This is a genomic window from Nocardia sp. NPDC051463, assembly GCF_040681975.1.
Lineage (GTDB): Bacteria > Actinomycetota > Actinomycetes > Mycobacteriales > Mycobacteriaceae > Nocardia.
Genome location: NZ_JBFBAB010000001.1, coordinates 726,565 through 751,623, shown reverse-complemented (window position 1 = coordinate 751,623; position 25,059 = coordinate 726,565). Strand labels below are relative to the sequence as shown.

At 66.4% G+C, this 25,059-nt stretch carries 24 protein-coding genes; 12 read left to right on the top strand and 12 right to left on the bottom strand.

The window, feature by feature from the left end; translation table 11 throughout:
* Positions 1–568: 568 nt before the first annotated feature.
* Complete coding sequence (locus tag AB0M74_RS03350; protein WP_364901131.1) at positions 569–1,885, top strand: DUF3533 domain-containing protein; 1,317 nt, start codon at positions 569–571, stop codon at positions 1,883–1,885.
* 5 nt (positions 1,886–1,890) lie between these two features.
* Here AB0M74_RS03350 and AB0M74_RS03345 read toward each other — a convergent pair whose 3' ends face one another.
* Complete coding sequence (locus AB0M74_RS03345) at positions 1,891–2,850, bottom strand: NAD(P)-dependent oxidoreductase (RefSeq protein ID WP_364901129.1); 960 nt, start codon at positions 2,848–2,850, stop codon at positions 1,891–1,893.
* Between the two features lie 146 nt (positions 2,851–2,996).
* On the opposite strand from AB0M74_RS03345, the gene AB0M74_RS03340 reads away from it, so the two are divergent.
* From AB0M74_RS03340 to AB0M74_RS03325, 4 genes are all read left to right on the top strand, one after another.
* Positions 2,997–3,650 (top strand): TetR/AcrR family transcriptional regulator, encoded by a 654-nt coding sequence (locus AB0M74_RS03340; RefSeq protein ID WP_364901127.1) that lies wholly within the window; start codon positions 2,997–2,999, stop codon positions 3,648–3,650.
* Positions 3,634–5,241, top strand: a complete 1,608-nt coding sequence (locus AB0M74_RS03335; protein WP_364901125.1) for an MDR family MFS transporter — start codon at positions 3,634–3,636, stop codon at positions 5,239–5,241. Before AB0M74_RS03340 ends, AB0M74_RS03335 begins: the two co-directional genes overlap by 17 nt.
* Positions 5,242–5,446: 205 nt before the next feature.
* The gene (locus tag AB0M74_RS03330; RefSeq protein WP_364901123.1) at positions 5,447–5,674 is read left to right on the top strand and encodes a hypothetical protein; all 228 of its coding nucleotides are present in this window, start codon (positions 5,447–5,449) and stop codon (positions 5,672–5,674) included.
* 286 nt (positions 5,675–5,960) lie between these two features.
* The gene (locus AB0M74_RS03325) at positions 5,961–6,863 is read left to right on the top strand and encodes a trypsin-like peptidase domain-containing protein (RefSeq protein WP_364901930.1); all 903 of its coding nucleotides are present in this window, start codon (positions 5,961–5,963) and stop codon (positions 6,861–6,863) included.
* Between the two features lie 23 nt (positions 6,864–6,886).
* Here the strand turns inward: AB0M74_RS03325 and AB0M74_RS03320 are convergent, their stop codons facing one another.
* Entirely contained in the window at positions 6,887–7,579 is a 693-nt protein-coding gene (locus AB0M74_RS03320; RefSeq protein ID WP_364901121.1) for a TVP38/TMEM64 family protein, read from the bottom strand.
* A gap of 182 nt (positions 7,580–7,761) precedes the next feature.
* Between AB0M74_RS03320 and AB0M74_RS03315 the strand changes: the two genes are divergently transcribed.
* Genes AB0M74_RS03315 through meaB form a run of 3 tightly spaced genes read left to right on the top strand, consistent with a single transcriptional unit; the run spans position 7,762 to position 12,895 of the window.
* Positions 7,762–9,618 (top strand): methylmalonyl-CoA mutase family protein, encoded by a 1,857-nt coding sequence (locus AB0M74_RS03315; RefSeq protein ID WP_364901119.1) that lies wholly within the window; start codon positions 7,762–7,764, stop codon positions 9,616–9,618.
* Positions 9,618–11,897 (top strand): methylmalonyl-CoA mutase, encoded by a 2,280-nt coding sequence (gene scpA, locus AB0M74_RS03310; RefSeq protein ID WP_364901117.1) that lies wholly within the window; start codon positions 9,618–9,620, stop codon positions 11,895–11,897. The genes AB0M74_RS03315 and scpA overlap by 1 nt, the downstream gene beginning before the upstream one ends.
* Positions 11,894–12,895 carry a methylmalonyl Co-A mutase-associated GTPase MeaB gene (meaB, locus tag AB0M74_RS03305; protein WP_364901115.1) on the top strand — a complete coding sequence of 334 codons (1,002 nt, stop codon included), beginning with the start codon at positions 11,894–11,896 and terminating at the stop codon, positions 12,893–12,895. Before scpA ends, meaB begins: the two co-directional genes overlap by 4 nt.
* A 148-nt stretch (positions 12,896–13,043) precedes the next feature.
* Here meaB and AB0M74_RS03300 read toward each other — a convergent pair whose 3' ends face one another.
* Positions 13,044–13,988: an FAD-dependent oxidoreductase gene (locus AB0M74_RS03300; protein WP_364901113.1), complete on the bottom strand. Its 945-nt coding sequence runs from the start codon at positions 13,986–13,988 to the stop codon at positions 13,044–13,046.
* A 134-nt stretch (positions 13,989–14,122) separates the two neighbouring features.
* Here AB0M74_RS03300 and AB0M74_RS03295 point away from each other — a divergent pair, with 134 nt between their 5' ends.
* Positions 14,123–15,151 carry an NAD(P)/FAD-dependent oxidoreductase gene (locus AB0M74_RS03295; protein ID WP_364901111.1) on the top strand — a complete coding sequence of 343 codons (1,029 nt, stop codon included), beginning with the start codon at positions 14,123–14,125 and terminating at the stop codon, positions 15,149–15,151.
* A 49-nt stretch (positions 15,152–15,200) separates the two neighbouring features.
* On the opposite strand, the gene AB0M74_RS03290 is transcribed toward AB0M74_RS03295, so the two are convergent.
* The 4 genes from AB0M74_RS03290 to AB0M74_RS03275 all read right to left on the bottom strand — a co-directional run bounded on the left by AB0M74_RS03290 (position 15,201) and on the right by AB0M74_RS03275 (position 17,544).
* Positions 15,201–15,878: a respiratory nitrate reductase subunit gamma gene (locus tag AB0M74_RS03290; protein WP_364901928.1), complete on the bottom strand. Its 678-nt coding sequence runs from the start codon at positions 15,876–15,878 to the stop codon at positions 15,201–15,203.
* Positions 15,878–16,153, bottom strand: coding sequence for a hypothetical protein (locus AB0M74_RS03285; RefSeq protein WP_364901110.1), 276 nt, complete (start codon positions 16,151–16,153; stop codon positions 15,878–15,880). The genes AB0M74_RS03290 and AB0M74_RS03285 overlap by 1 nt, the downstream gene beginning before the upstream one ends.
* A gap of 171 nt (positions 16,154–16,324) precedes the next feature.
* A complete protein-coding gene (locus AB0M74_RS03280; protein ID WP_364901107.1) occupies positions 16,325–16,927 on the bottom strand; it encodes a phosphoribosylanthranilate isomerase in 603 nt (200 codons plus the stop codon).
* A 23-nt stretch (positions 16,928–16,950) separates the two neighbouring features.
* A complete protein-coding gene (locus AB0M74_RS03275) occupies positions 16,951–17,544 on the bottom strand; it encodes a TetR/AcrR family transcriptional regulator (protein WP_364901104.1) in 594 nt (197 codons plus the stop codon).
* 49 nt (positions 17,545–17,593) lie between these two features.
* On the opposite strand from AB0M74_RS03275, the gene AB0M74_RS03270 reads away from it, so the two are divergent.
* Positions 17,594–17,995, top strand: coding sequence for a nitroreductase/quinone reductase family protein (locus tag AB0M74_RS03270; RefSeq protein WP_364901101.1), 402 nt, complete (start codon positions 17,594–17,596; stop codon positions 17,993–17,995).
* Between the two features lie 42 nt (positions 17,996–18,037).
* Here AB0M74_RS03270 and AB0M74_RS03265 read toward each other — a convergent pair whose 3' ends face one another.
* Entirely contained in the window at positions 18,038–18,532 is a 495-nt protein-coding gene (locus AB0M74_RS03265; RefSeq protein WP_364901098.1) for a MarR family transcriptional regulator, read from the bottom strand.
* Between the two features lie 121 nt (positions 18,533–18,653).
* Between AB0M74_RS03265 and AB0M74_RS03260 the strand changes: the two genes are divergently transcribed.
* The gene (locus AB0M74_RS03260; protein ID WP_364901095.1) at positions 18,654–19,295 is read left to right on the top strand and encodes an NAD(P)H-binding protein; all 642 of its coding nucleotides are present in this window, start codon (positions 18,654–18,656) and stop codon (positions 19,293–19,295) included.
* A gap of 12 nt (positions 19,296–19,307) precedes the next feature.
* On the opposite strand, the gene AB0M74_RS03255 is transcribed toward AB0M74_RS03260, so the two are convergent.
* The 3 genes from AB0M74_RS03255 to AB0M74_RS03245 all read right to left on the bottom strand — a co-directional run bounded on the left by AB0M74_RS03255 (position 19,308) and on the right by AB0M74_RS03245 (position 22,502).
* Entirely contained in the window at positions 19,308–20,198 is an 891-nt protein-coding gene (locus tag AB0M74_RS03255) for an amidohydrolase family protein (RefSeq protein WP_364901093.1), read from the bottom strand.
* Positions 20,198–21,232, bottom strand: a complete 1,035-nt coding sequence (locus AB0M74_RS03250) for a nucleoside hydrolase (RefSeq protein WP_364901927.1) — start codon at positions 21,230–21,232, stop codon at positions 20,198–20,200. Before AB0M74_RS03250 ends, AB0M74_RS03255 begins: the two co-directional genes overlap by 1 nt.
* 61 nt (positions 21,233–21,293) lie before the next feature.
* A complete protein-coding gene (locus tag AB0M74_RS03245; RefSeq protein WP_364901090.1) occupies positions 21,294–22,502 on the bottom strand; it encodes an FAD-dependent monooxygenase in 1,209 nt (402 codons plus the stop codon).
* Between the two features lie 101 nt (positions 22,503–22,603).
* Here AB0M74_RS03245 and AB0M74_RS03240 point away from each other — a divergent pair, with 101 nt between their 5' ends.
* Entirely contained in the window at positions 22,604–23,182 is a 579-nt protein-coding gene (locus tag AB0M74_RS03240) for a TetR/AcrR family transcriptional regulator (RefSeq protein WP_364901087.1), read from the top strand.
* A gap of 405 nt (positions 23,183–23,587) precedes the next feature.
* On the opposite strand, the gene AB0M74_RS03235 is transcribed toward AB0M74_RS03240, so the two are convergent.
* Positions 23,588–24,934 carry a CoA transferase gene (locus AB0M74_RS03235; protein ID WP_364901084.1) on the bottom strand — a complete coding sequence of 449 codons (1,347 nt, stop codon included), beginning with the start codon at positions 24,932–24,934 and terminating at the stop codon, positions 23,588–23,590.
* Between the last annotated feature and the right edge of the window lie 125 nt (positions 24,935–25,059).

Below are 25,059 nucleotides of genomic sequence, written 5' to 3'. Positions count from 1 at the left end.
TGTGGGCATTCGCTCGTGCCCCGGGAGTCGGCGATTCGGTGTCACGTCGAGGACTTGCTTGTCGGCGAGGTGGCGGCGAAACAGGGGAGGAATTGAGCGGTCGATGGACCAGGGACGTGGGCCACACGATGACGGCTGCGAACGCCATCATGACAGTGACCAGGGAAATGTGTAGTGGGGTCATCGAATCGACCGCCTGTCTTGCGGGTGAGGAAAAACCAGACCGGGTAGCAGGACACCGGGATGGGAGTGCATCGCACTCGGCAGCGGTATCGCTGATGCCGGCACCTGTTCGGTACCGACCGCGACTCCAGCAGGGCTGATCAGTGTGTACACCCAAGAGAGCCGATTGTGCTTGCCAGGCTGTGACAGCGTCTGCGCTGCCGCTCTTGTGAAGCGGTCAGCATCCTCGCAGCGTACGCGGATACCCGCCGTCGACGAGACAATTTGGATATTCCGTTCACGATTGAACAACTGCGAGGGCAACAGGCTGTTGGTCGTGCAGCACCGGAGTGGCGGACTGCCGGGTGGACAGGCGCCGGCGGCCGGCACGGATTACGGTTCGCCCATGACGACTGACGACATTGCCGATCGACCGGTCCGCCACCTGCGGCTGCGGGGCTGGATCGCCCCGATCGCCGTGGTCACGCTGCTCATGGCGCTGTTGGCGACGATGTATCTCGCGTATGTGGTCAACCCCACGAAGAACCTGCATGATTTCCCGGTCGCGCTCGTCAATCAGGACGACGGCGACGTCCTCGGTGACAAGTCCGCCAACGTGGGCAACCAGATCACCGAAGCCCTGGTCGCGAACCTGCCATCGGACAAGATCGACCTGCATGTCGTCGGATTCGCCGAAGCGCAGCGGCAGCTGAAGCAGGGGCACGCATACGGCGCCATTGTCATACCCAGCGATTTCACCAAACGGCTGGCAATTCTCGGCGCCGCCGGTGTCGTACCGGGAGCCGTCGAGCAGCCCGTGATCACCGTGCACACGAACCCGCGCGCAGGCAGCTTCGCCACCGCGGTCATGCAGCGCATCGCCGACGAAGCATTGAGCCGAGTCGACGAAACGGTCGGCAAGCAGCTCATAGATACCGTGCACGCCAAGTTGCAGCCGAGCCCCGGCACGCCGGGGACCGAGCTTGCGGGCGCCAGCCAACTGATGCTCGCCCATCCGATCCAGGTGGTGGTCGCGCCGTATCGCCCGCTGCCCGACGGTACCGGGCAAGGTCTGTCCGCGTTCTTCTACACGCTGATGGTTTTGCTCGCGGGCTTCACCGGCGCAATGACGATCCACTCGATGACCGACTCTGCACTGGGATTCGCGCCCACCGAGTACGGGCCGTGGTACGTGCACTATCCGTCGGCCCCGATATCCCGGTTCCGAACCCTGCTGCTCAAGTGGGCGATCCTGGCCATCACCGCCCCCATCGTCTCGGCGCTTTTTCTCGGCGTCGCGACACTGCTGGATGTGCCGCTGGACCACCCACTGGCCCTGTTCCTCTACTGCGTGCTCGCGATCATGGCCGTCGGCGTCACCGCGCTGTCGGTGCTCGCCGCTTTCGGCACCGCGGGCCTGCTGGTCAACCTCATCCTGTTCATCGTCCTGGGCCTGCCGTCGTCCGGTGGCACCGTCCCCATTGAAGCCACGCCGGAATACTTCGCTTGGCTGGCTACTTTCGAGCCGATGCACCAGGTCTTCCTCGGCGTCCGGTCGATTCTGTACTTCAACGCCAACGGTGCGGCGGGGTTGTACCGAGGCACCGGGATGGCGGTGCTCGGCTTGGCCATCGGGCTGTTGGGGGGCGCGGTGGTCACGCGCTTCTACGATCGAAAGGGGTTGCAGCGCAAACCCGCCGTGGCCGCACAGTCCAGCCGTTGACTCGCTCACGAGCTGTCCGAGGCCCCGGCGTAGTACGGCGATAGTCGGAGCATCGCCCGTTCGGCGAACGGGCGACTCAGCGGCATCAAGTGGCGCTTCCAGCCGAGTGTCGCGGCGATATCGGCGGTAATGGCGTCGAAGTCGCAGCGCTGATACCAGAGCATCCGCTGGCTCGCCTCGGTGTCGAGCCAGTCCGTGGTGTAGGTCTTGTCGCTGAACGCCGACTCCGGCAGCATCCGGAGCCCCATCGCGTTGAGCACACCGGCGACGAACTGCCGGTAGGTGACCTGGCACGAGGCGCCGCCGCCGATGAACATCGTTGTGCCCCAGACCAGTTCGGTCTCCAATGCGTTGGCCATGGCCAACGCGGCGTCCGCGGGGTGGAGCACCTCGATCCGGTTGTCGAGGCCGATCTCGAACATGATCGACTCTGCCTTGCGCGCGCCGATGATCGGCACGTCGGCGAAACGCGGGATGAACCATGTCAGTCCGCTGCGCCGCACCAGCGCCTCGCCCTCGATCTTGTGCCTGCTGTAGGCATCGGTGGCCCGCAGTGGATCCTCGACGTGGCGCGGCGGCGGCTTGTCCAGGGTGCGACCGTGCACGTCGAAGGTGGACGCGAAGATCAGCCGGGGCGACTTCGACAGTGCGCGGCAGGCGGCGATCACGTTCGCGGTGCCCTCGACATTGACCTGCCTGGCGTACTCGGGATCGTCGTCGCTGGCCGGTGGAATCACCGCCGCGAAATGCAGCACTACCTCGACGCCGGCGACCGCGTCGGCGACCGCGGCCGCGTCACGGATGTCCACCCAGCGGACATCGGCAACAGACGCGAATCGCGCCGCACGTCGCTCGTCGGCGGGTGTACGTGCGGCCACGCAACGGACCTCGTGTTTGCGCCGCAGCAGCTCGGTGAGCACATGCGAGCCGATATTGCCGAACGCTCCGGTGAGCAACAGTTTCATTACCGCACCACATCCTCGCGGGACTGCCTTTCACGCCACGGTATCTGCTCGGACCTGCCGATGGCCGCTGCACGGCGCGGGCGGTTTCCTGCGTGGGGCAATATTGCAGTTTCTGAAATATTGCAGATCGTGCTAAATTCTCTGGCATGTCTCGAGCGGGCGACGACGCGCCACCGATGGGTCTGCGCGCGCAGAAGAAGCGCAAGACTCTCCTCGACCTCAGCCTCGCGGCACGGCGTTCGGCGGTCGAGCGTGGGCTCGACGCGACGACCGTCGAGGACATTGCGAAAGCGGTCGGGGTCTCCCCGCGCACGTTCTTCAACTACTACGAGACGAAGATGGACGCGGTGGTCGGCCCGGTCGGCGAGATCGGTACACCGGAACTGCGGGAGCAGTTCATCGCAGGCGGTCCGACCGGCGTCCTCGTCGAGGATCTCACCTGGCTGTTCGCCTGGGGGTTCGAGCCGGAAAGCGAAGTGCGCGAAGGGATCTCGTTGGTGACCGAGATCATCAAGACCGAACCGAGGGTGTTGGCGGCCTTCGTCGCCTCCGGCGTCCGGCTGGAGGCCGCCATCGGCGAACTTCTGACGGCGCGGATGGGCACCGCGGCAACACCCGAATTCGCCGCGCTCACAGCGGGACTCGTGACAACCATCACCTCCAGGGCGGTGATGTCCTTGGCCGGTGACCCCACCGGGTCATTGGCGACTGCAATACGCGATCACTGTGCAATGGCCGCTCGGCTTTTCGACAAGCCGGCTGGCTCGAAAAGGAGACATGTCGATGACAACCACGGCTGATTCGCCGCCTACCCCCATTGTCCTGACCCAGAAGCGGATCTGGCTGATCTTCTCCGCACTGATCGCGGGGATGTTCCTGGCCAGCCTCGATCAGATGATCGTCGGCACCGCGATGCCGACCATCGTCGGCGATCTGGGCGGCATCTCCCACATGGCCTGGACCGCCACCTCATATCTACTCGCCACCACGATCGTGATGCCGATCTACGGCAAATTCGGCGATATGTTCGGCAGGCGTTGGCTTTTCCTGTTCGCCATCACGGTGTTCACCGCCGCGTCGATCGGTGCGGCCGCCTCGACGGGCTTCTGGGAGTTCATCGTTTTCCGCGGGCTGCAGGGTGTCGGTGGTGGCGGCCTGATGATCCTGGCGCAGGCCATCGTCGCGGATGTCGTGCCGGCCAAAGATCGTGGCAAGTACATGGCTCCGATGGGCGCTGTGTTCGGCATCACTTCGGTCGCGGGCCCACTGCTCGGCGGCTTCTTCGCCGATCATCTCGACTGGCGCTGGTGCTTCTGGATCAACGTACCGATCGGTATCGCGGCGCTGGTCATCGCATTCCGCTACCTGAGCATCCCCACCCACCGACCCGAAAGTCGGCCCGACTACCTCGGCGTCGTGTTGATGTCGTCGGCGACCACACTGCTGATCCTGATCACTGATTGGGGTGGCAAGCAGTATGCCTGGGGTTCGACGGTGATCGTGACGATGATGGCGGCGTTCGTGGTCGTAGTCGCTGCGTTCGTGATGGTGGAGGCCCGGGCCGAGGAGCCGATGCTGCCGCTATGGCTTTTCCGCAATCGGACCTTCATGCTGACCTCGGTGATCGGGTTCCTGGTCGGTCTCGTGATGTTCGCGGCGCTCGCCTTCATTCCGACCTACCTGCAGATGGCCACCGGCGCCTCCGCCTCGGTCTCCGGGCTGCTGTTGATACCGATGATGGTCGGGCTGATGCTCACGCTGATGACATCGATGGCCGCGGTCACCAAGACCGGCCGATACCGGGTCTACCCGCCGCTGGGTGCGGCGCTTATCACCCTGGACATGGTGTGGTTGACCCGCTTGGACGGGAATACCGCGATGTGGGTTGTTTCGGCGATGCTGTTCGTGATGGGCGCGGGCCTCGGCTTGCTGATGCAGATCATCGTGCTCGTCGTACAGAATGCCGTGGCGCCCAATCAGATCGGCACCGCAACCAGTGCCAACAACTACTTCCGGGAAATGGGCGCAGCGCTCGGTGTCGCGATCTTCGGCTCCATCTTCACCAGTCGGCTGACCGACGGCCTCACCGAGGTGTTCGTAGCGCACGGGCCCGAGGCGGCGGCGGCGAGACTCGATCCGAGCGCGCTGGTCCCGTCGGTGGTCAAGCACTTGCCGGGGAACCTGCACGACGCGATCGTCGGCGCGTACGTCGATGCGCTCGTGCCCGGCTTCTGGTACCTGATTCCTGGCGCGTTGCTCGCCGTGCTGCTCGCGCTGTTCATCCCGCACCTGAAACTCTCCGACGAGGCGGGCATGGTCGCCCGCGGCGAAGCGGTGATGGCGGAGTCCGACGATCATGACCCGGACCCGGAGCTGATAGCCGAACACTGAGATCACCTGCGCGACACCGCCATCGAATCGACAAGGTCGTGCTCGGTGGTGGTGTCGCCGTCATGTGCCGCATCCGGTCGAGCGCACGATGAATCATTACCACTGGCGTAATCGACTCGCCGATCGGAACGGGCACGGTGGAGGCATCCCGGTTCGAACGATCGAGCGGATCGACCAAAACCGTTATGGCAGAGAAGGATTCAGCATGTCGCAGTATGATGTCGCGGTAGGCCGGTACTTCACGGCGCGGAATGCGACCGACGACCAGGAGCGCGCCGCGGCGGTCGCCGCTGCATGGACCGAGGACGGGTCCTATACCGATCCACTTGCCGATGTCACTGGGCTGGACCTGGCCGCCGCTATCGGGGGGCGTGCAGCAGCAGTTCCCGGGTTTCGAGTTCCGGGTGGTCGGCGGTGTGGACGGGCATCATGACACCGCTCGGTTCTCGTGGGGGCCACGCCATATCGCCCGCCGCTGACCGCACCTCGGCCCGAGCATCCCCGTGCCGCGGTCCAGGCGGGGATTTCGCCGCGTGTTGCACGGATCAGCGCGTTGACCTGCCGGCCTTCGCCGATTGCGCCGGGGGCGAACAGGGTGCGCAATCGGCTGCGAAAGGCGCATCCTGGTGAGGACAGGTTATGAGTCCGGCAGCAGGATGGGGGCCGTCGTGGACGACGAGTCGATTCGGTCCTCGGCCGAGCATGCGGAAGATGCTGCGATGGACGCCTATTCGCGGACCGTGATCGCGGTCGCGGCATCGGTGACACCGCATGTGGCGAGCGTGCGGACGCGGCGGGGGTCCGGGTCGGCGGTGGTGTTCACCGACGACGGTTTCCTCTTGACCAACGCGCACGTCGTCGGCTCGGCAGGCCATGGCGAGGTGGTCTTCGCCGACGGAGTGGAATCGCGGATCGACGTCGTCGGCATCGATCCACTGTCGGATCTCGCGGTGCTGCGTGCCCGGGGCGGAGCGCCCGGCGCGGTCGTTCTCGGCGACGCCGACAAGCTGGTCGTCGGCCAGTTGGTGGTTGCGGTAGGAAGTCCCCTGGGTTTGGCGGGCTCGGTCACCGCGGGTGTGATCAGTGCGCTCGGCCGTGCCGTGCCGGTCGCGTCGCGGCGCGCCGGGCGGGTGATCGAGGACGTTATCCAAACCGACGCGGCACTGAATCCCGGCAATTCCGGTGGCGCACTGGCAGATTCGTCGGGTCGAGTCGTCGGGGTGAACACCGCGGTGGCGGGGGTCGGTCTCGGCCTCGCAATTCCGATCAACGCGACAACCCGGCGCATTATCAGAACCTTGCTCGGCGAGGGGCGGGTGCGCCGGGCCTACCTCGGCCTGGTCGGGGTGCCCGCGCCGCTGCCTGCGAATGTCGCCGCGCGTACCGGGCAGCCTGCGGGCGTGCGTGTTGTGGAGGTGGTGCGCGGCGGTCCCGCCGACCATGCCGGATTGCGCCGCGGTGATCTGGTGCTCAGCGTCGCGCGCTCGGAAGTGCGTGATGCGCAAGGCATTCAACGTCAACTGTTCGCCGATGCGATCGGGGTCTCGTTACCCGTGACGGTGCTGCGCAACGGAGCTATGGTGGACGTGTTCGCGGTGCCTATCGAGCTGACCGTGGACTGACGCGCGGTACGGGTCTCGGTGCCCTACTCGGACACCGAGACCTGCGCAGGGGTAGCCGCCGCCGGGGCGGATTCGTGGGTCTGCGTCCATCGCGCATCGACGACGAGGCCGACGATCCCGATGGCGATACAGATGGCCGAGACCACGAACATGGCGGGATGGGTGCCGCCGGTGAGCGCGTCGCCGAGGATGACGGTGCCGACGGTGCCGGGCAGAATGCCGGCGACGGTGGCGACCATGTAGGGCCAGAATCGGATCGAGGACAGCCCACAGCAGTAGTTGATCACCGAGAACGGCGCGAACGCGATCAGCCGCAGCGAGCCGACGGCCAGCCAGCCACGGCGTTCCAGGCGAGTGTCGATCGCGCGCACGGCCGGGTGGGTGAGGTGCGCCGCCACTCGGTCCCGATCGAGCGCGCGCACGAGCAGAATCGCCAGGGCGGCGCTGACGGTGGTGGCCGAGACCGCGAGCGCGATGCCGAGTACCGGACCGAAGAGCACCCCGGCGCTCACCGTCAATACCGTGCGCGGTACCGGCGCTACGGTGACCAGTGCGTGCACCACGAAGAACAGCAGCGGAAAGAGCGGACCGACCGTGCTCGCCCACTGTTGCATCTGCTGCGGGCTCGGTAGCGGGACCAGCATCGCCGCGACGAATACCACGCCGCCGCCGACGAGCAACGCGACGATACGGGGGTCACGGATCAATCTGGTCACCCGTGCGAGGTTACCGGTTGGTAGTGGCGGCCACGGTCAACCGACCGGATACCTCCCGCTAGCATCAAAGGAAACGGGATGAATGCTCGTTAACCTAAGTACTCGCTGAGCTGGGCGAATACGGCGGTATCGGGTGCACGCAGTGGGTGCGCCCGTCATCGAGTGGAAGAGGAAAAGCAGCTATGCCGATTGCTTCAGATCCGACGGCGGATCCGGTGCCCGAATACGCCGAATGGCGCAAGGGCGTGGCCGGGGTGCTGGCGAAGGCCCGCAAGATCGACCCCGCCGATCTTCCCGACGAGCCCGAGCGGTTGCTCGCGGAAACCACCTATGACGGGCTGACGGTCAACCCGCTCTACACCCGCCGAGACGAGCGCCCGGAACAGCCGCTGCCCGGCGCCTTCCCGTTCGTGCGTGGTCGGGACGCGACTCGTGACGTAAACCGTGGTTGGTACGTGAGCGCCTATGTAGGCGCACACGATGCCGCTGCGGCAAACCGCGAGATCATGTTCGGCCTGGCGAACGGCATCAGCGCGGTGTGGCTCGGCGTCGGTGAGCGCGGCGTGCCGGTGGCCGAAGTGCCCGCGGCCCTGTCGGGGATGCTGTTCGAACTGGCTCCGCTGACGTTGGATGCCGGTGGCGCGGCCACCGCCGCTGCCACGCAGATTTTCACCGTTCTCGATGGCTACAAGCTGTCCGCGCGCGCGGACATTCAGGTCGGACTCGGGGCGGCCCCGCTCACCAGCCGCTTCGCGTCGACCACGGATGTCGATCTGGCCGAGGCGCTCGGCCTGGCCGGGCAGGCGATCGCCCGAGCCGAGACCGTACGCGCAATTGCCGTGGACGGCACCGTCTTCCACGATGCGGGCGCCTCGGACGCCCAGGAACTCGGGGCTGCGGTGGCAGCGGGTCTGGAGTATCTGCGGGCCCTCACCGAGACACAGGACATCGCGGATGCGCTGGGTCAGCTCGAGTTCCGCTTCGCCGCGACCGACGACCAGTTCGCCACCATCGCGAAACTCCGTGCAGCCCGACAGCTCTGGGCCCGTGTCGCGCACGTCTGCGGTGCACCCGCGTTCGGTGGTGCACCCCAACATGCCGTGACCTCCGCGGCCATGATGACCCAGCGCGACCCATGGGTGAATATGCTGCGTACCACGCTCGCCGCGTTCGGCGCGGGTGTCGGTGGTGCGGACACCGTGACGGTGCTGCCGTTCGATTCGGCACTGCCCGCAGGTGAGCTCGGCGTCTCCAAGCCGTTCGCCGACCGCATGGCTCGCAACACGCAGTTGCTGCTGCTCGAGGAATCACGCCTCGGTCACGTGCAGGATCCGGGCGCTGGTTCCTGGTACGTCGAAGACCTGACCGCCGCGCTCGCCGCGACGGCGTGGGAGTTCATGCAGGAGCTCGAGGCCGCGGGCGGCTACCGGGCCGCGCTGGACTCCGGTCTGCTCGCCGAGCGGATCGCCGCGACAAGGGCGGCACGGGATTCCGATGTCGCGCACCGCAAGACCGCTGTCACCGGGGTGAACGAGTTCCCGAACCTGGCCGAACAACCGCTGTCGGAGGACGCGCGTCAGGAATCGCGGATCGCCCGCTACGGAGCCAGGTTCGAGGCGCTGCGTAATCGCTCGGACGCCTACCTGGCGGCGGAGGGCTGCCGGCCACGTGCGCTGCTCGTGCCGCTCGGCTCGGTGGCCGAGCACAATGTGCGGGTCACTTTCATCGCCAACCTGCTGGCCTCCGGCGGCATCGAGTCGATCAATCCCGGCCCGCTTGCGAACGACGGAATCGTCACGGCGGCAATGGAATCCGGTGCCACGATCGCAGTGCTGTGTAGTTCGGACAAGCGTTACGGCACCGATGCGGGCGCGGCGGTCGAGGCATTGCGTGCGGCCGGCATCGAGACGGTGCTGCTGGCAGGCTCGCAGCAGGCAGTCGCGGAGCTGAGCGGCGCGCAGCGCCCGGACGGCTACCTCGCGGCCCGTATCGACGCGGTCGCTGCCCTGTCCGGCCTGCTGGAGAAAGTAGGAGCCTGATGACCACTCGCGAAATCAAGCACGTGATCGGCAGTTTCGCCGAGGTTCCGCTGGCCGAGCATCCCGCGGAACCCGCCGCGGTGGACGCTGCGCAGGTCGATGCCTTCGTGCAGGAGGCGGCCGACGCCAACAACTACGCCCCCGAGCAGCTGGTGTGGTCGACACCGGAAGGCATCGAGGTGCCACCGGTGTTCACCAAAGCCGATCGGGATGCCGTTGCGGCGGAAGGATATCCGCTCGACAGCGTGCCGGGCATCGCACCGTTCCTACGCGGCCCGTACCCGACGATGTACGTCAACCAGCCGTGGACGATTCGGCAGTACGCGGGCTTCTCCACCGCCGCCGACTCCAATGCCTTCTACCGCCGCAACCTGCAGGCCGGGCAGAAGGGGTTGTCGGTCGCGTTCGACCTGGCGACCCACCGTGGCTACGACTCCGACCACCCGCGCGTCCAGGGTGACGTCGGAATGGCGGGCGTCGCCATCGATTCCATCCTCGACATGCGTCAGCTGTTCGATCACATTCCGCTCGACCAGGTCAGCGTCTCGATGACCATGAACGGTGCGGTGCTGCCGATCCTGGCGCTGTATGTCGTGGCGGCCGAAGAACAGGGCGTGACGCCGGAGCAGCTGGCCGGAACCATTCAGAACGACATTCTGAAGGAGTTCATGGTCCGCAATACCTACATCTATCCACCCGAGCCCTCGATGCGGATCATCTCCGACATCTTCGCCTACACCAGCGCGAAGATGGCGAAGTTCAACTCGATCTCCATCTCCGGCTACCACATTCAGGAAGCTGGCGCGACCGCCGACCTGGAGTTGGCATACACCCTCGCCGACGGCGTCGAGTACATCCGCGCCGGAATCGCCGCGGGCATGGAGGTCGACAAGTTCGCGCCGCGGCTATCGTTCTTCTGGGCCATCGGCATGAACTTCTTCATGGAGGTCGCCAAGCTGCGGGCCGGACGTCTGCTGTGGAGCGAGCTGGTCGCGAAGTTCGAACCGAAGAGTGCGAAATCGCTATCGCTGCGCACCCATTCGCAGACCTCGGGCTGGTCGCTCACCGCACAGGACGCCTACAACAATGTGGCGCGCACCTGTATCGAGGCGATGGCTGCGACCCAGGGGCACACCCAGTCGCTGCACACCAATGCCCTCGACGAGGCGCTCGCGCTGCCGACGGACTTCTCCGCCCGCATCGCACGCAATACCCAGCTGCTGATTCAGCAGGAGTCCAACACCACCCGGCCGATCGACCCGTGGGGCGGCTCGTACTACGTCGAGTGGCTCACCCATCAGCTGGCCAACCGTGCCCGCGCCCATATCGCCGAGGTAGAGGCACACGGCGGCATGGCGCAGGCCATTGGCGAGGGCATCCCGAAGCTGCGCATCGAAGAAGCCGCCGCTCGTACCCAGGCGCGTATCGATACCGGCCAGCAGCCGGTGATCGGCGTCAACAAATACCAGGTCGAAGAGGACCAGCAGGTCGAGGTGCTCAAGGTCGAGAACTCGCGGGTGCGCGCCGAGCAGATCGAGAAGCTGCAACGGTTGCGCGCCGAACGCGATTCGGCGCAGGTCCAGCGGGCGCTGGCCGAATTGACCCGTGCGGCAGCCTCTTCCGGGGGTGGCATGGAGAACAACCTGCTCGCGCTCGCTATCAACGCGGCGCGCGCCAAGGCCACCGTCGGCGAAATCTCCGACGCGCTGGAGCAGGTGTACGGCCGCCACCAGGCCGAAATCCGTACGCTTTCCGGTGTGTACCGCGACGAGGCCGGGAAGGTGACCAATATCAGCAAGGCGATCGATCTGGTCGAGGAGTTCGCCGAGGCGGAGGGCCGTCGCCCCCGCATCCTGGTCGCGAAGATGGGCCAGGACGGGCACGACCGAGGTCAGAAGGTGATCGCCACGGCCTTTGCCGACCTCGGCTTCGACGTCGATGTGGGCCCGCTGTTCCAGACTCCGGAAGAGGTGGCGCAGCAGGCAGCCGACAACGATGTACACGTGGTCGGTGTGTCCTCGCTCGCGGCGGGCCACCTCACGCTGGTGCCCGCCCTGCGGCAGGCACTGGCCGATGTCGGGCGACCCGACATCATGGTCATCGTCGGCGGCGTCATCCCGCCCGGTGACTTCGACGAGCTGTACGAGGCAGGCGCGGCGGCCATCTTCCCGCCGGGCACCGTCATCGCCGACGCGGCGATCGATCTGTTGAAGAAGCTCGCAGGCGAGCTCGGACACGAGATCGGTAGCGGCGCTGTGGACTCCACCAGCGCCGAATGAGCAGACGCGTCATCGACGTAGACGTACTCGCCGAGGCGGTCCGCAACAACGAGCGGGCCGCCCTGGCGCGGGCGATCACGTTGGTCGAATCGACACGGGCCGATCACCGGGCCCTGGCGCAGCAGCTGCTACTGCAGCTGACTCCCGAGGCCGGCTCCGAGAATGTCGTGGTGTCGAACCGTGTAGGTATCACCGGTGTTCCCGGCGTCGGCAAGTCGACCTTCATCGACGCGCTCGGCATGGATCTGATCGGTAAGGGTCACCGTGTCGCGGTACTGGCGGTCGACCCGTCCTCCACCCGGACCGGCGGCTCCATACTCGGCGACAAGACCCGCATGGCCCGACTGTCGTTGGAGCGCGACGCCTACATCCGCCCGTCACCGACGGCGGGCACCCTCGGCGGCGTCGCCAAGGCGACGCGCGAAACCATTGTCCTGCTCGAAGCCGCAGGATACGACGTGATCCTGGTCGAGACCGTCGGCGTCGGCCAGTCCGAGGTGACGGTCGCCAATATGGTCGACGTCTTCTGCTTCCTGACCCTGGCCAGGACCGGAGATCAGTTGCAGGGCATCAAGAAAGGTGTCCTGGAACTCGCGGACCTGGTCGCGGTGAACAAAGCCGACGGCAAACACGAACTCGAAGCCAAGACCGCCGCCCGCGAACTGGCGGGTGCGCTGCGCCTGATCCACTCGCACGACGCTCTGTGGCGCCCACCGGTTCTCACCATGAGCGGTCTGGAAGGCCTTGGCCTGGACAAGTTCTGGGACACCGTCCTCGAACATCGCCGAGTTCTTACCGACGCAGGGGAATTCGACGAGAAGCGCCGCCGCCAGCAGATCGACTGGACCTGGACCATGGTTCATGATCAGTTGTTGCGCCGCCTCGCGGACAACCCGAACGTGAAAGCGATTCGGGCCCAGGTGGAGAAACAGGTCCGCGACGGCACTCTTACCGCAGCGTTGGCCGCCGAAGAGATCCTCGACGCCTTCGACAGCTGAGGTCGACGTACGGCACATGTTCGGTCGGGTCCTCGGAATCGGCCAGACGATCGGACAGCCGTACGACGAGGTGCGGCTCTCGCCGGCGATCGTGGCCGGAGGAATCGGCTGTGGGCGCCACGGTGTTCCCCGCCGAGAGTGTGTGCGGTCAGAGGCTGTCGACGATTGTCGCGACCTCGCGTGCGCAGCCGTAACCGATGGTGATGCCGGATCCGCCGTGACCGTAATTGTGGATTACGGGTGTCGGAGTAGCGCGGTCCAGCTCGAGTCGAACCTCGCTGCGGCCCGGCCGCAAGCCGACGAGCGTTTCGATCACTCGACTTGCGGCCAGTTGCGGGGCGAGATCGCGACACCTGTCCAGGATCGACTGTGTCAGAGCGGGATTCGGGGTCAGGTCCCACTCGTCGGCATCCAGGGAGCCGCCCAGGATACAGTCGTTTTCGCGCGGGTGGACATACGCACGACCGAGTGGATGCGCTTCGTCGCGGACCGATACGGTCAGCCCTGGGTTGGTCACGCGGACGATCTGCCCGCGAATCGGATAAATGGTCGGGTCGTCGACCAGTTCTCCTGCGCGTAATCCGGCACAGTTGACCACGACGTCCGGTGCCAGATCGGTGACGTCATCCAGCCGGCGCACCAGGCGCCGGATCCATCGCGCCCCTGCCGCACCGACCTCGTCGTGAAGATACGGCAGAAACACGGGCATCTCGACGAGCGGAACGGCGAATCCGAACCCGAATCCATAGCCGGGCGGGAGCTCGTCGTTGTCAGCGGCGCGGAAGGCACGCACGGTGTCCGACCAGATGGGTATCCGGGGTTCGCCCCGATACAACGCCAGCGATTCACACATGCGCACCCCGGGCGTACCGGCGGCGGCGCGGGCCTCCAGATGGGCGAATGTCTCCGTGCTCCACGCGCCGACACGGTCGGCCGGACCCGCCGCGGTCGGAAACCACACCGCCGCAGCAAGAAATGACGTCGTAGCGCTGATCGGTTCCGCACTCACAACGGTGACCTCGTGCTCGGCGCGGAGTAGCTCGGCCGCTGTCGAGAGACCCGAGATCCCCGAACCGATGACGACGACATGCATCTGGCCGAGCCTACCGCGCGAGGCGGGTGCGGCACCGCCGTCGGCGGGAGGTGCGTTCCTCCGGTTTGCCGGATCGGCAAACAATTTTGCCGAATTCGTTGGCTGACTCCCATGGTGGAACCGAGGAGGTGGTCATGGTGACCGATCGACTGAGTGCTGGCTATGACGTGGTGATTGTCGGTGGTGGCGCTGCGGGGTTGAGTGCAGCGCTCATGCTGGCCCGAGCACGGCGGAGGGTAGTAGTGATCGACGCGGGCGCCCCGCGCAATGCACCCGCCGCGGGCGTGCATGGGCTGCTCGCGCGGGAGGGGATCGCGCCGGGCGAACTGTTGGAGCGCGGTCGAGCCGAGGTCCGCGGTTACGGCGGACATGTCGTTGCCGGGGAGGCCGGCGTGGTCGGTCGCGAGGCCGAGGGGTTCCGGGTGGCGCTGGCCGACGGCAGATCGGTGCGGGCGCGTCGGCTGCTGGTGGCCACCGGGCTGATCGACGAGCTTCCCGACCTACCCGGCCTGCGCGAGCGGTGGGGACGGGATGTGTTGCACTGTCCGTACTGTCACGGCTGGGAGGTCCGCGACCAGGCCATCGGTGTGCTCGCCTGCGGTCCGATGGCGGTGCATCAGGCCTTGTTGTTTCGGCAGTGGAGTGCCGAGGTCACGTTCTTCTCGCACACCATGCCGCCGCCGACCGGCGCGGAGGCTGAGCAACTTGCGGCCCGGGGCATCAGGGTAGTGCGGGGTCAGGTTGCCGCCCTGGAAGTCGTCGAGGACCGTCTCGCGGGCGTGCGACTGAGTGACGGCACCGTGGTCCGCAGAACCGCACTCGCGGTCCAATCGCGGATGGTGGCGCGGGTGGACATGCTCGCCTCGCTCGGACTGCATCCGGCGCAGCATCCATCGGGAATGGGTGAATTTCTGCCCGCCGACCCCACCGGCCGCACCGAAACGCCCGGAGTGTGGGTAGCAGGCAACCTCACCGATCCGACCGCGCAGGTGGGTACCGCCGCGGCGGCAGGCGCGGCCACCGCGGCCCAGATCAACGCCGACCTGGTCGCCGAGGACACCAGGCAAGCCGTTGCCGCATATCGGGCGCAGCAGCACCCGTTCTCACCCGAATCCGAAGCACGACTCGGTGAACTTGTGATGGGCGACAGACGTCACGGCTGAGCATGGGCCGCACCGATGCAATGGCATCTGCGCCTGCCGATGCGTGCGCTCAATGGTCCGGTGCCGTTGGTGTACCGAACGGTTGCCGGAGCTGGTGGCGGCCCCGCAGGGACAACCGGATGACCGGGCCTGCGAAGATCCCGGCGAGGCGGGTGTAAGGCCACATTGCGATGAGCAGTAACAGGATAAGACCACGAGCCTGATAGATCTGCGGGGCGTGTTGCATGGCCTCGGGGTTCGGATGGAGTGTGAACAGCGAGCGGAACCAGGCGAACAATGATTCGGCGGTTCGGTATCCGTTGTCGGAGGAGTTCGGGTCGAATCTGATCATCACGCCGGACAAGAGGCCCGCAACCAAGACCGGCAGCGTAATGCGGTCCACCCAGGTGATCGCGGGCCGCGTGGGGCTGGCGATCAGATCGGGAACGAACAGCAACACCGCGCCCGTCGTCGCGACCACGCCCGCGATCATTTCGACGACGAGGATGGCGACATAGATGGCGCCTTCGGGGCGGCTGTGTGCTCCGGAGGAGATCATGTCGGTGATGCGTGCGGCAACCACGATGCCGAAGCCGAGGGGAAACACCATCGATCCGAGGCGTTGTGCGCGGTCCATGTCCTGGTGCGCGAAGTAGGAGCGGAATCGGTCGCGTCGGTATCGCCATAGGTGGCCTACGGCGAAAGAGAGAAAGGCGCTGTAAGGCAACAGGATCCACAGCAGCGACATCACCGTCGAGTTCGCCTACTTCCGCTTTTGTACTGACGGGCCATCACTTTCGCAGACAGGTCGACGGTGTACAAGAGGCCGGAGACTCTTTCAGCAGCCGTATCGGCGAGTCGTACAGACCTGACCACGCCCTCGCCCTTCGGGATCACCATGTCTGCCAAGGCGATACGGTCGGTGGCGAACCGCATCGACAGGTGCGTCACCGGGGTGTCCCAGCGCGGTGTCACCTCGACCACCGTCGCCCAGTCGAATTCGCCGTCGCAAATCCCGCTCAACCGGTCAGGGCGAGGCAGGAGTGCGCGCTCGGCGTTGAGGAGCGGACCGACCGTCGTTTCGCGCGGGGCTCGGCCCGGAGTGCGACCGCCTGGTCGTGCGGTCGTCTACGGCTCCGCCGCGCTGTCGCTCGCCCAGTAGCGCAAACCACCGCTGGGCAGGCCCGAGCGTGGTTATCCGCGCGCCGCTGCGAGGAAGGCGCGGATCAGGTCCGGGGACTTCACGCCTCGTTCGCTTTCCACCCCGCTCGAAACATCGACGCCCCACGCGCCGGTCGCTTCGGCCGCATGGCGGACGTTGCCGGGGTGCAAGCCACCTGCCAGGAGCCACCGGCCGATCGGCACCGTGAACTCCGGTGACGCCCAGTTCCATGGCCTGCCCGAGCCGGGATCGGGTGCATCGAGCAGCAGGAGGTCTTCGCCGAGTTCGCCGCATCGGGCCGGCACCTGGGTGGCGGCGGTGGCGCGGATGAGGGTGCGGCCGGGCGCGCGCAGCGCCTCGTAGTACTCAGGGCCCTCGTCGCCGTGCAGTTGGACGGCGCGGATTCCGCTGTCCCGCGTCACCTGCACGACCTCGTCGACGGACTGGCCACGGAAGACCCCGACAGTCAGCACCTGGGCGGGCACCCGCTGCCCGAGTCGGTGGGCGGTCGCTGCATCGACCTGGCGTGGACTCGCCGCGAAAACGAAGCCGATCGCGTCGGCCCCCGCCGCCACCGCGATGTCCACATCTTGTTCGGTACGTAGGCCGCAGATCTTGACGAAGAGCTCGCTCATGGCTCTGAGTCAACCAAACCCGGCTATGCGCGCAGCTGGGTGGTCAGCGCGGCGGCGAGTTCGCTCGCCGCCGCGGCGTGTAGCGCGTGCGGCTGGAACAGGATTCGGTACCAGAGCACGCCGAAAGCTTGCTCCACGGCCGCCTCGACAGCGGCGTGCGAGGGGATGTCACCGCGGGTCTTGCCGCGTTCGATCACCTCGGCGAGGACGGCGCGGCGGCGGGCCAGGAACTCGTGCAGTGACTGTTGGAGATCTGAATCATCCTGGGCGGCAATGACTGCCGCGATCAAAGCTTGGCGGTTGCGTTCGACCCCGGCCGCGGTGAAAGTCTCGCGCAGGAAGACATCGAGATCGTTGCCGAGGGCGCCGGTGTCCGGGATCGGCACCGCCTGCTGGGCCGAATGGACCAGCGCGTCGAGCAGCACCGCGTCCTTGGAGGGCCACCAGCGATAGATGGTCTGCCTGCCGACCCCGGCGTGTGCGGCGATGCGGTCGACGGTGACGCCCGAGCTCCCGTGCTCGGACAACAGTTCGGCGGCCGCGGTAAGGATCGCCTCGCGGGCCGCTTCATTGCGGCGCGATCCGGTGTGCGTGCGGGTCCTCGTTGTGTCGGGCATAGAGAGATCCTAGCTTGACGAGACTCGCAGTCTCGACAATGCTCGAATCATGACTTCCCCGACTTCGAATTCGTGGCGCCTTCGACTCGATCACGCCTTCCATCGTCGCCTCGCCAACCCGATCACCACCCGGATGCGGGACCAGATCCTGTTGGAGACAACCGGGCGCAAGTCCGGCGTGCCACGCCGTACGCCGGTGGGCGGGAAGAAAGTGGGCGCCACCTTCTGGATGGTGTCCAATCATGGTGACCGCTCCGACTACGTCCGCAATATCAAGGCGAAACCCGCTGTGCGCGTGCGCATCAAGAACGAATGGCACGATGGCGTCGCACACCTGATGCCCGAGGACGATGCCGGCGCCCGACTGGCCACGCTGCCGCGCATGAACAGCGCGATGGTCCGCGCATTCGGCACCAACTTGCTGACGATTCGGATCGACTTGGCCGATTGAGCACCCTCGAGGGGCGCCGTGGGCTCGGTGGCGCGTGCCGGATCAGGTGGTATCGCCGAAGGTTTCGAGCAGTATGCGCAGCATTTCGGCGAGCGCGTCGCGTTGCGAGGTGGACAGCGGCTTCAGTAGTCGTCGTTCGGTCGCCACGTGGTCGGGTAGCGCGGCATCGATGAGTTCACGCCCGGCCTCGGTGAGTGTCACCAGGATGCCGCGGCCGTCGTGCTCGTTGCGGGCACGGCTCACCAGGCCGCGCTCCTCCAGGCGGTCCAGGCGTTGGGTGATGGCGCCGGAGGTCACCATGGCGGAGCGCATGAGCTCGGTGGGGGTGAGGCAGTGTGGGGGATCGTTGCGGCGCAGGGTGGCGAGCACGTCGAACGAGGCGGCGTCGAGTTCATGCGTGGCAAAGGTTTTGCGCAGTTCGGTGCCTGCCAATTGGGAAAGCCTGCTGAGCCGTCCGAAGACGGCCATGGGGGAGACGTCCAGGTCAGGGCGTTGTGCTTGCCACTGCATGAGCACCTGTTCGACATGATCGGCCACCTCTGCAGCCTAGCGAGTATCTCAGTGGTGAGTTATCTCATAGAGATTTTACTTAGCGCTAAGCTATGTTTCTTAGAGCTAAGCAATCGTGGCGGGCGATGGCCCCAAGGAGGCAGACATCATGCGCATCACAGTGTTCGGCGCGGCGGGTGAGGTGGGCAGCCGGGTGGTGGCCGAGGCGCTCGCGCGAGGTCATGAGGTCGTCGCGGTGGTTCGTGACCCGGCGCGCGCGGCGGCGGTGCCTTCCGGAGCGGAGCTCCGCACCGGCGATGCCTCGAATCCTGCCGACGTCGAGATGCTCGGCGCTGCAGCGGATGTGATGATCACCGCGACGCGGCCTGCGTCGGGTCTCGAGCACGAACTGCCCGCACTCACCTCGGTGTTGTTGGCCGGTGCGGCCCGCAACGGCGTTCGGCTGCTGGTCGTCGGGGGCGCATCCACGCTGACCGTGCCGGGCGCCGCCGGTGCGATGCTGCACGAAATCCCCGATTTCCCGGCCGAGTTGCAGCCGATCGCGCACGCCTGCGCCGATCAGCTGGCGATCTGCCGTGCTGACGCCGACGCGGACTGGACCTACCTCAGCCCGCCTGCTGAGCTGGTGCCGGGGCGGCGAACCGGCACCTACCGGCTCGGCGTCGACGAGCTGCTCGCGGGCGCAGAGGGGATCTCGACGATTTCCATGGAGGATTTCGCAGTCGCGCTCCTCGATGAGGCCGAGCGTCCGGCGCACTCCAAGGCCAGGTTCACCGTCGCGTCGGTCTGATGACTTCGACGGTCATTCGATCCCGAAAAGCCGACAGGCGTTTCGATAGCAGACCTGCTGCAGCCAGGTATCGCCGAGCTCCAGCCGCTCCAGCGCATAGATCGAATGACCGTAGTGGTAGGGGATATTCGGGAAGTCGCTGCCGAAGAGGATACGGTCACCGAAGTCGTGCAGCCTGCCGCGTTCGGTGCTGGGGAAGGGTGAATCGGCCTCGCTGAAATCTGTCCACACCATCGTGGTGTCGAGGCGGACGGCTGGGTAATCCTGTGCCAAATCGAGGAATTCGGAATACTCCGGTGTGCCCATGTGGGCGATGATCAGCTGTAGCCGCGGGAAACGTTGCAGCAGTATGGCTATGGGTTCGGGTCCGGTGTATTCGCCGGGCGCCGGTCCGGAACCACAGTGGATCAGCACCGGGATCTGTGCGTCCTCTATCAGACCCCAGACCGGAGTGAGCAAGGGATCCGCGGGATGGAAGTCGCCGACCTGGATGTGCACCTTGAACACCTGGACACCACGCTCGATGGCCGCCTCGACGTAGCTCGCGGCGTGGTGTTCGGGGTAGAACGTCGCGGTGTGCAAGCAGTCCGGGGTCCGTTCGGCGAAGTCGGCGGTCCATTCATTGAGCCACGCCGCCATATCTGGTTTGTGTGGGTACACCAGCGAGGTGAAGGCGCGAACACCGAAGCCGCGCAACGTTTTGAGTCGGACCTGCTCGTCGTCGCGGTAGGCGATCGGCCATGGTTTGCCGGTCAACGGACCCGCGGAATCGAAGTATGCCCACACCTTGCGCATCACCTGCTGCGGCATGAAATGTGTATGCACGTCGATGATTCCGGGCAGGTCCAGCCGGGTGCAGAAGTCGGCGAGGTAGGAATAGTCGTCGTTGCTGTCGCCGATCATTACGCATCCTCGGGTGTCGTTGGCGGGTAAACGGCTCGGGCGTAATCGCCGATCCTGGTAATCATTCGGTCGAAGAACGCCGCGGGATCGGTGCCGATCACGATGTCGGCGTTGGGTTCCCGGCCCCACATCCCGGCCCAATCGGCCACTGTGGTTGCCCGAGTGAGCGTTCCGATCAGTTCGACATCGACGGTCGCTGGGCGGGTGGCGCCGAAGGTGGGGTCGAGGGCGATCGCCGCCGCGAACGGGTCGTGCATATGTGCCAGGTATCCCTGGTCGTAGGTGCGATGGAAGTCGAAGTAGAACCGCACAGCGTCGGTCAGGTGTCGCACGATGGGGTTGCTCGTGCCGGAGCGATCCTCGGGCGAATCGGTGTCCGACACCTGTTCGACCGGCAGGCTGCCCGCGCGTTCGGCCAGCAGCGCAAGGTGAACGGGATACATCTCGATGGTCTCGGTGACGTCGAGGGCGCACACGATCGGTCGGCGGTCGGGTGGCGCGGCCGAGAAGGCATCGAAGACCTCCTTGGCCGCCTCCGGGTCGACGTGCACGTTCCATTCGTTGGTCGGCGTCGTGTTGCCGGGGTGGTTGAACGCGCCGCCCATGATCACCAGTCGCTGCAGCAGCCGAGGCAACTCGGGCTCGACGCGGAGGGCGAGTGCGAGATTGGTCAGCGGTCCGGTGCACAGGCCGACGATCTGCTCGGGGCGTTCGCGTACCAGATCGACCCACATCTGGGCGGCCGAGCGGCGCGAAACCGGACGTGTGGATTCCGGCAGTTCCGCGTATCCGACGCCCTGCGGCCCGTGCGTGTCCTCGGTGGTGCGCAGTGGGATGGCCAAAGGATCGGCAGCGCCGAGCGCGACTTCGATGTCGGGCGCTCGGCACACATCCAGCCACCCGAGATTGTTCGCCGCCACGCGCGCTGCCGGAACATTGCCCGCGGTCGCGGCGATACCGACGATATCGGCCTCCGGGGAGGCCAGTAGATACAGCAGCGCGAGGGAGTCATCGATCCCGGTATCGACGTCCATGATGATCTGCTGCCGCACACTGCGAGCGTAGCGAGCGTCCTCGGGCCGTCCGGCTGGAGGCTCAGTACGTCGGCAGCGCGTAGTCGTCGGTGTCGGTCATCATCTTCATGATCAGTGGCTTGAACAGCCGTGAAGTCATCAGTTTCATGCTGGCGTGAGCCATTGTGGTGCCCAGACGCGAGGTGGGCAGCATCATCTTGATGCCGCCGCCGGGCAGTTCCTTGGCCTTGGCGAGAAACGGCGTGACAACGATCTCGTAGCGGGCCAGCGCACCGGCGAGATCGTCCGGGGTTGCGGCGATTTCGCCGGCCAGTACATAGGCGCCGACGATGGCCATCGCGGTGCCCATGCCGGTCATCGGGGAGCCACAGAAGCCTGCATCGCCGAGCAGGGTGACCCGCCCTGCCGTAAGCGACGGCATGTCGACGCGCGCCAACTCGTCGAAGTAGAAGTCTGGCGTCGTCGCCATCGCCGACAGCACTGCGGGTGCTTCCCAGCCCGCCTCGGCGAGCATGGTCCGAATGAGCTCGTGTTGTGCGGCGACATCGCGGCGCAGCATCGGATCGGCCGCGGTCCGCAGCGTAATGATCGCCTTCGAGGTGGCGGGCTCGGCGTCCGGGCGGATGCCCACCGCGGCGCGGGGGACCGAGTGCATCTTGAACCAGCCCGGCTCGGCGCCTGCGGGAGTTGGGATGGTGAAGAACGATGTGTAGCCGCCGAGGTAGGTCGTGAACTGTTCTTCTGGACCGAACGCCAGTCGCCGGGTTGCCGAGTGCACGCCGTCCGCGCCGATGAGGAGATCGAAGCGTTCGGTGGCACCCGACGCGAAGCTCACCTCGACACCGGTGTCGTCCTGTTCGAGGCCCTCGATCCAGTCACCGTAGCGGTAGTCGAGTTCGCTTCCCGCCGTGGCGAGTTCGGTGAGTATTACCTGATTCAGGTCGCCGCGGGTAATCTCGATTTCCGCGATCGGGCCTTTGCCGTCGAACATTTCGGCGGGCATCCGCGCGAACTCTCTGCCGTTCTCGTCGACATAGGCCATCCCGCGCTCGTCGAGCTGGTATTTGCGGATGCCCGGCATCAATCCCATCCGTTCGGCTACCTCGCGGCTCGGTCCGCGGAGGTCGACGGCCTGGCCGCCTGGCCTCGGCTCCGGTGCCCGCTCTACCACGGTGGTGTGAATGCCGGCGCGCAGCAGTTGCAGTGCCACGGCGTTGCCTGCGATTCCGCCGCCACTGACGAGGACATGACGTGAGCGGGTGGTGCTCATGGTCCCGATTCCTTCTGAGTACATTTGTGTTAGACGTATGTCTAACACAATCCTGGCACGTGCGTCTAGTACGAATGTCTTAGACGTTGTACCCTGGGAGTATGGGAAACCGAGAAGATCTACTGGCGGGAGCACGTAAGGCCATCTTGGAACGCGGTGTCGCGAAGACCACCGCACGAGATATCGCCACGGCGGCGGGGGTGAGCCTGGCGGCGATCGGTTACCACTTCGGCTCCAAGGAGCGGCTGATCACCGAGGCGCTGGCGGAGGCACTGGGCAGCGGTATCGGCGACAGTATGGAGGCGCTGATCAGCGACACCAGCGGTAAGCCGCTGCTGGAAGCGTTCGCGCAGATGTGGGACGGCATGCCGGAGGTGTTCGAGAACAATCGTGAAGGGATGCTGGCGAGCCTGGAGAACCTGTTGCGCGTCGCGCGCACGCCGGAGTCGCAGGAATTCATGACCGACAGCCTCACCGGTGCATACGCCGACATCGCGCGTGCGCTCCAGCAGGCACATCCCGAACTGGACGAGGACGTCGCGCGGGCGGTAGCCGAGCTGTATTTCGTGCTCACTCAGGGGCTCGGTGTGCTGTGGATGATCACCCGCGGCAAGAATCTGCCGGACGGGGCTCGGCTCACCGAAGCGATCGCGGTGCTCGCCCAGGATCTGCGCACCTGACCGATCGGTCCTGCTCGGGTGCGCAGCGGGAATAGGGCGCGACCGAACCACCATGACCACCGAAATCGCCAGTGCGGCAAGGGTAGCGATGACGCGGCGACATGCACGCCGTGCAGGAATGCTTCGCGCGCTGCCGGCAGGACCAACTCGCCGATCGCTCCGGCAAGCTCGCGGCGACCTCGATGGGCGGCGCAGAGGATGTCACGCACCGAGCGTTCGCCTCGTGACTCGGCGAGGTCGCGGTGTAGGGCACGATGCCGATGCTGCCGAGGATCGAAGTGCCCAACGCGCCACCGAGTTCGGCGCCCGTCTCCGACCCGCCGGGGGTAGCGCCCGCCTGTTCCTGGGGTGTCGAAGATTTCCAGCTACCGCCCGCTCACGCGGACAACGGATCGCCGGGCTCGGTCAGCGCGTGCGTGCGGGCCACGCGGGCGCCCCCGCGCCGTAGGCGGGAGCAGGCCAAGCGTAATCGGGATACTCGGGCAGCGCGGGCGCGGCGGTGACCACATTTCCGTGCATTACGGTCGCGGCGGGGTTGGGCGCGGCGGCCGGTGGATGGCTCGGCATGCGATCCGGTGCGTCGAGCAGCCAGGAACCGGTGCGCGCCAGGGCAACTCGGACATCGCGGCCGATACCGTCGGAGGCCCGGGCGACGAGCGCATCGATGACACCGGCGGCGAGCAGGTAGCCGGAGGCGTGGTCGAGGGCCTGCGCGGGCAGTGTGCCGGGGACCGCCGCAGCGCCCTCGATGATCGAAATGCCCACTGCGGCTTGCACAATGCTGTCGAAACCGCGACGGTCGCCCCATGGGCCGGATTCGCCCCACGCGCTGACCCGGCCGTGCACCAGTCCGGGGCGCGCGGCCGCGTGGAGCCCCGCTTGCTCGAGCGCGCCCGGTCGATATCCGGTAATCAGCACATCGGCGGAGGCCAGCAGGCCATCGAGCACAGCAAGCTTGCCGCGCACGTCGATCAGGGTGGAGTGTTTGCCCTGGCAGGTGTCGGCGAACTGCCACGGGATCTCGGGCAGCGGCGGCGGATCGACCCGTAGTACCTCGGCGCCGAGCAGCGCCAGCGTGCGGGTCGCCACCGGCCCGGCGATCACACGGGTCAGATCGAGCACACGGACGCCGCGCAGCGGCTGCAAAGGCGTTGCGCCGATGGGCAATCCGGACTCGCCACGGTCGTCACGCGAGTTGATCGCGACCAGCGGTCCGGCCGCGGCGGCTTGTCCCTGCGGGCTCCGGGCCCATTCCTGTTCGGTGCGCACCCGTACGGCGATCGCGCCCGCCTCGGCGGCCCGCTCCTCGATATCGGAGGCGCGGCTCATCGCCATCTGCGCGACAGCCACATCGATCGGGACGTCGGCGGGCAGACCGAGTGCGTCGAGCAGGCTGATGCGGTGATGCGGGTAGTTGGCGTGCGTGCGGACCCAGCCGTCGAATGTGGGGAAGAAGCCGGACAGCTCAGCGAACATCGTCGGCGGCTGTCCGTCGATACGCAACAAGCGTTCGCTGGAGAATGCAGCGGTGATGCGGTCCGGGTCCAGCCGATACGCCACCGGATGCAGGCCGTGTGCGACCCGGATGCGGTTCGCCGCGGTGTTGAGCGCCGCGACCGATCCGGCGGCCAGTGCCCAGACCGGCAGGGTGGCGGCGAGATATCTGCCGGGAACGAAGGGCGGCGCAATGCTGGATCCGGGGACACCGATGCCGGATTCGTAGTCGTGCAGCAGCCGCTCATGCGCGTTCACCGGATCGAACACTCTAGATGCAGCGGCTTTGCGACTCACGACTGCCCATATTGTCACAGGGCGCGAGTGTGGTCTCGTTGGCCCTCAACGACTTCGGCGCGCCTCGGCGACTATCTCGGGAAGCT

Excerpts from the sequence above, each read along its gene's own strand:
- AB0M74_RS03340 (WP_364901127.1), top strand. The coding sequence starts at position 2,997 with ATGTCTCGAGCGGGCGACGACGCGCCACCGATGGGTCTGCGCGCGCAG.
- scpA (WP_364901117.1), top strand. The coding sequence starts at position 9,618 with ATGACCACTCGCGAAATCAAGCACGTGATCGGCAGTTTCGCCGAGGTT.
- AB0M74_RS03255 (WP_364901093.1), bottom strand. The coding sequence starts at position 20,198 with ATGATCGGCGACAGCAACGACGACTATTCCTACCTCGCCGACTTCTGC.
- AB0M74_RS03295 (WP_364901111.1), top strand. The coding sequence starts at position 14,123 with ATGGTGACCGATCGACTGAGTGCTGGCTATGACGTGGTGATTGTCGGT.
- AB0M74_RS03270 (WP_364901101.1), top strand. The coding sequence starts at position 17,594 with ATGACTTCCCCGACTTCGAATTCGTGGCGCCTTCGACTCGATCACGCC.
- AB0M74_RS03260 (WP_364901095.1), top strand. The coding sequence starts at position 18,654 with ATGCGCATCACAGTGTTCGGCGCGGCGGGTGAGGTGGGCAGCCGGGTG.
- AB0M74_RS03345 (WP_364901129.1), bottom strand. The coding sequence starts at position 2,850 with ATGAAACTGTTGCTCACCGGAGCGTTCGGCAATATCGGCTCGCATGTG.
- AB0M74_RS03280 (WP_364901107.1), bottom strand. The coding sequence starts at position 16,927 with ATGAGCGAGCTCTTCGTCAAGATCTGCGGCCTACGTACCGAACAAGAT.
- AB0M74_RS03330 (WP_364901123.1), top strand. The coding sequence starts at position 5,447 with ATGTCGCAGTATGATGTCGCGGTAGGCCGGTACTTCACGGCGCGGAAT.
- AB0M74_RS03325 (WP_364901930.1), top strand. The coding sequence starts at position 5,961 with ATGGACGCCTATTCGCGGACCGTGATCGCGGTCGCGGCATCGGTGACA.
- AB0M74_RS03290 (WP_364901928.1), bottom strand. The coding sequence starts at position 15,878 with ATGTCGCTGCTGTGGATCCTGTTGCCTTACAGCGCCTTTCTCTCTTTC.
- AB0M74_RS03240 (WP_364901087.1), top strand. The coding sequence starts at position 22,604 with ATGGGAAACCGAGAAGATCTACTGGCGGGAGCACGTAAGGCCATCTTG.
- AB0M74_RS03245 (WP_364901090.1), bottom strand. The coding sequence starts at position 22,502 with ATGAGCACCACCCGCTCACGTCATGTCCTCGTCAGTGGCGGCGGAATC.
- AB0M74_RS03335 (WP_364901125.1), top strand. The coding sequence starts at position 3,634 with ATGACAACCACGGCTGATTCGCCGCCTACCCCCATTGTCCTGACCCAG.
- meaB (WP_364901115.1), top strand. The coding sequence starts at position 11,894 with ATGAGCAGACGCGTCATCGACGTAGACGTACTCGCCGAGGCGGTCCGC.
- AB0M74_RS03250 (WP_364901927.1), bottom strand. The coding sequence starts at position 21,232 with ATGGACGTCGATACCGGGATCGATGACTCCCTCGCGCTGCTGTATCTA.
- AB0M74_RS03315 (WP_364901119.1), top strand. The coding sequence starts at position 7,762 with ATGCCGATTGCTTCAGATCCGACGGCGGATCCGGTGCCCGAATACGCC.
- AB0M74_RS03300 (WP_364901113.1), bottom strand. The coding sequence starts at position 13,988 with ATGCATGTCGTCGTCATCGGTTCGGGGATCTCGGGTCTCTCGACAGCG.
- AB0M74_RS03275 (WP_364901104.1), bottom strand. The coding sequence starts at position 17,544 with ATGCCCGACACAACGAGGACCCGCACGCACACCGGATCGCGCCGCAAT.
- AB0M74_RS03350 (WP_364901131.1), top strand. The coding sequence starts at position 569 with ATGACGACTGACGACATTGCCGATCGACCGGTCCGCCACCTGCGGCTG.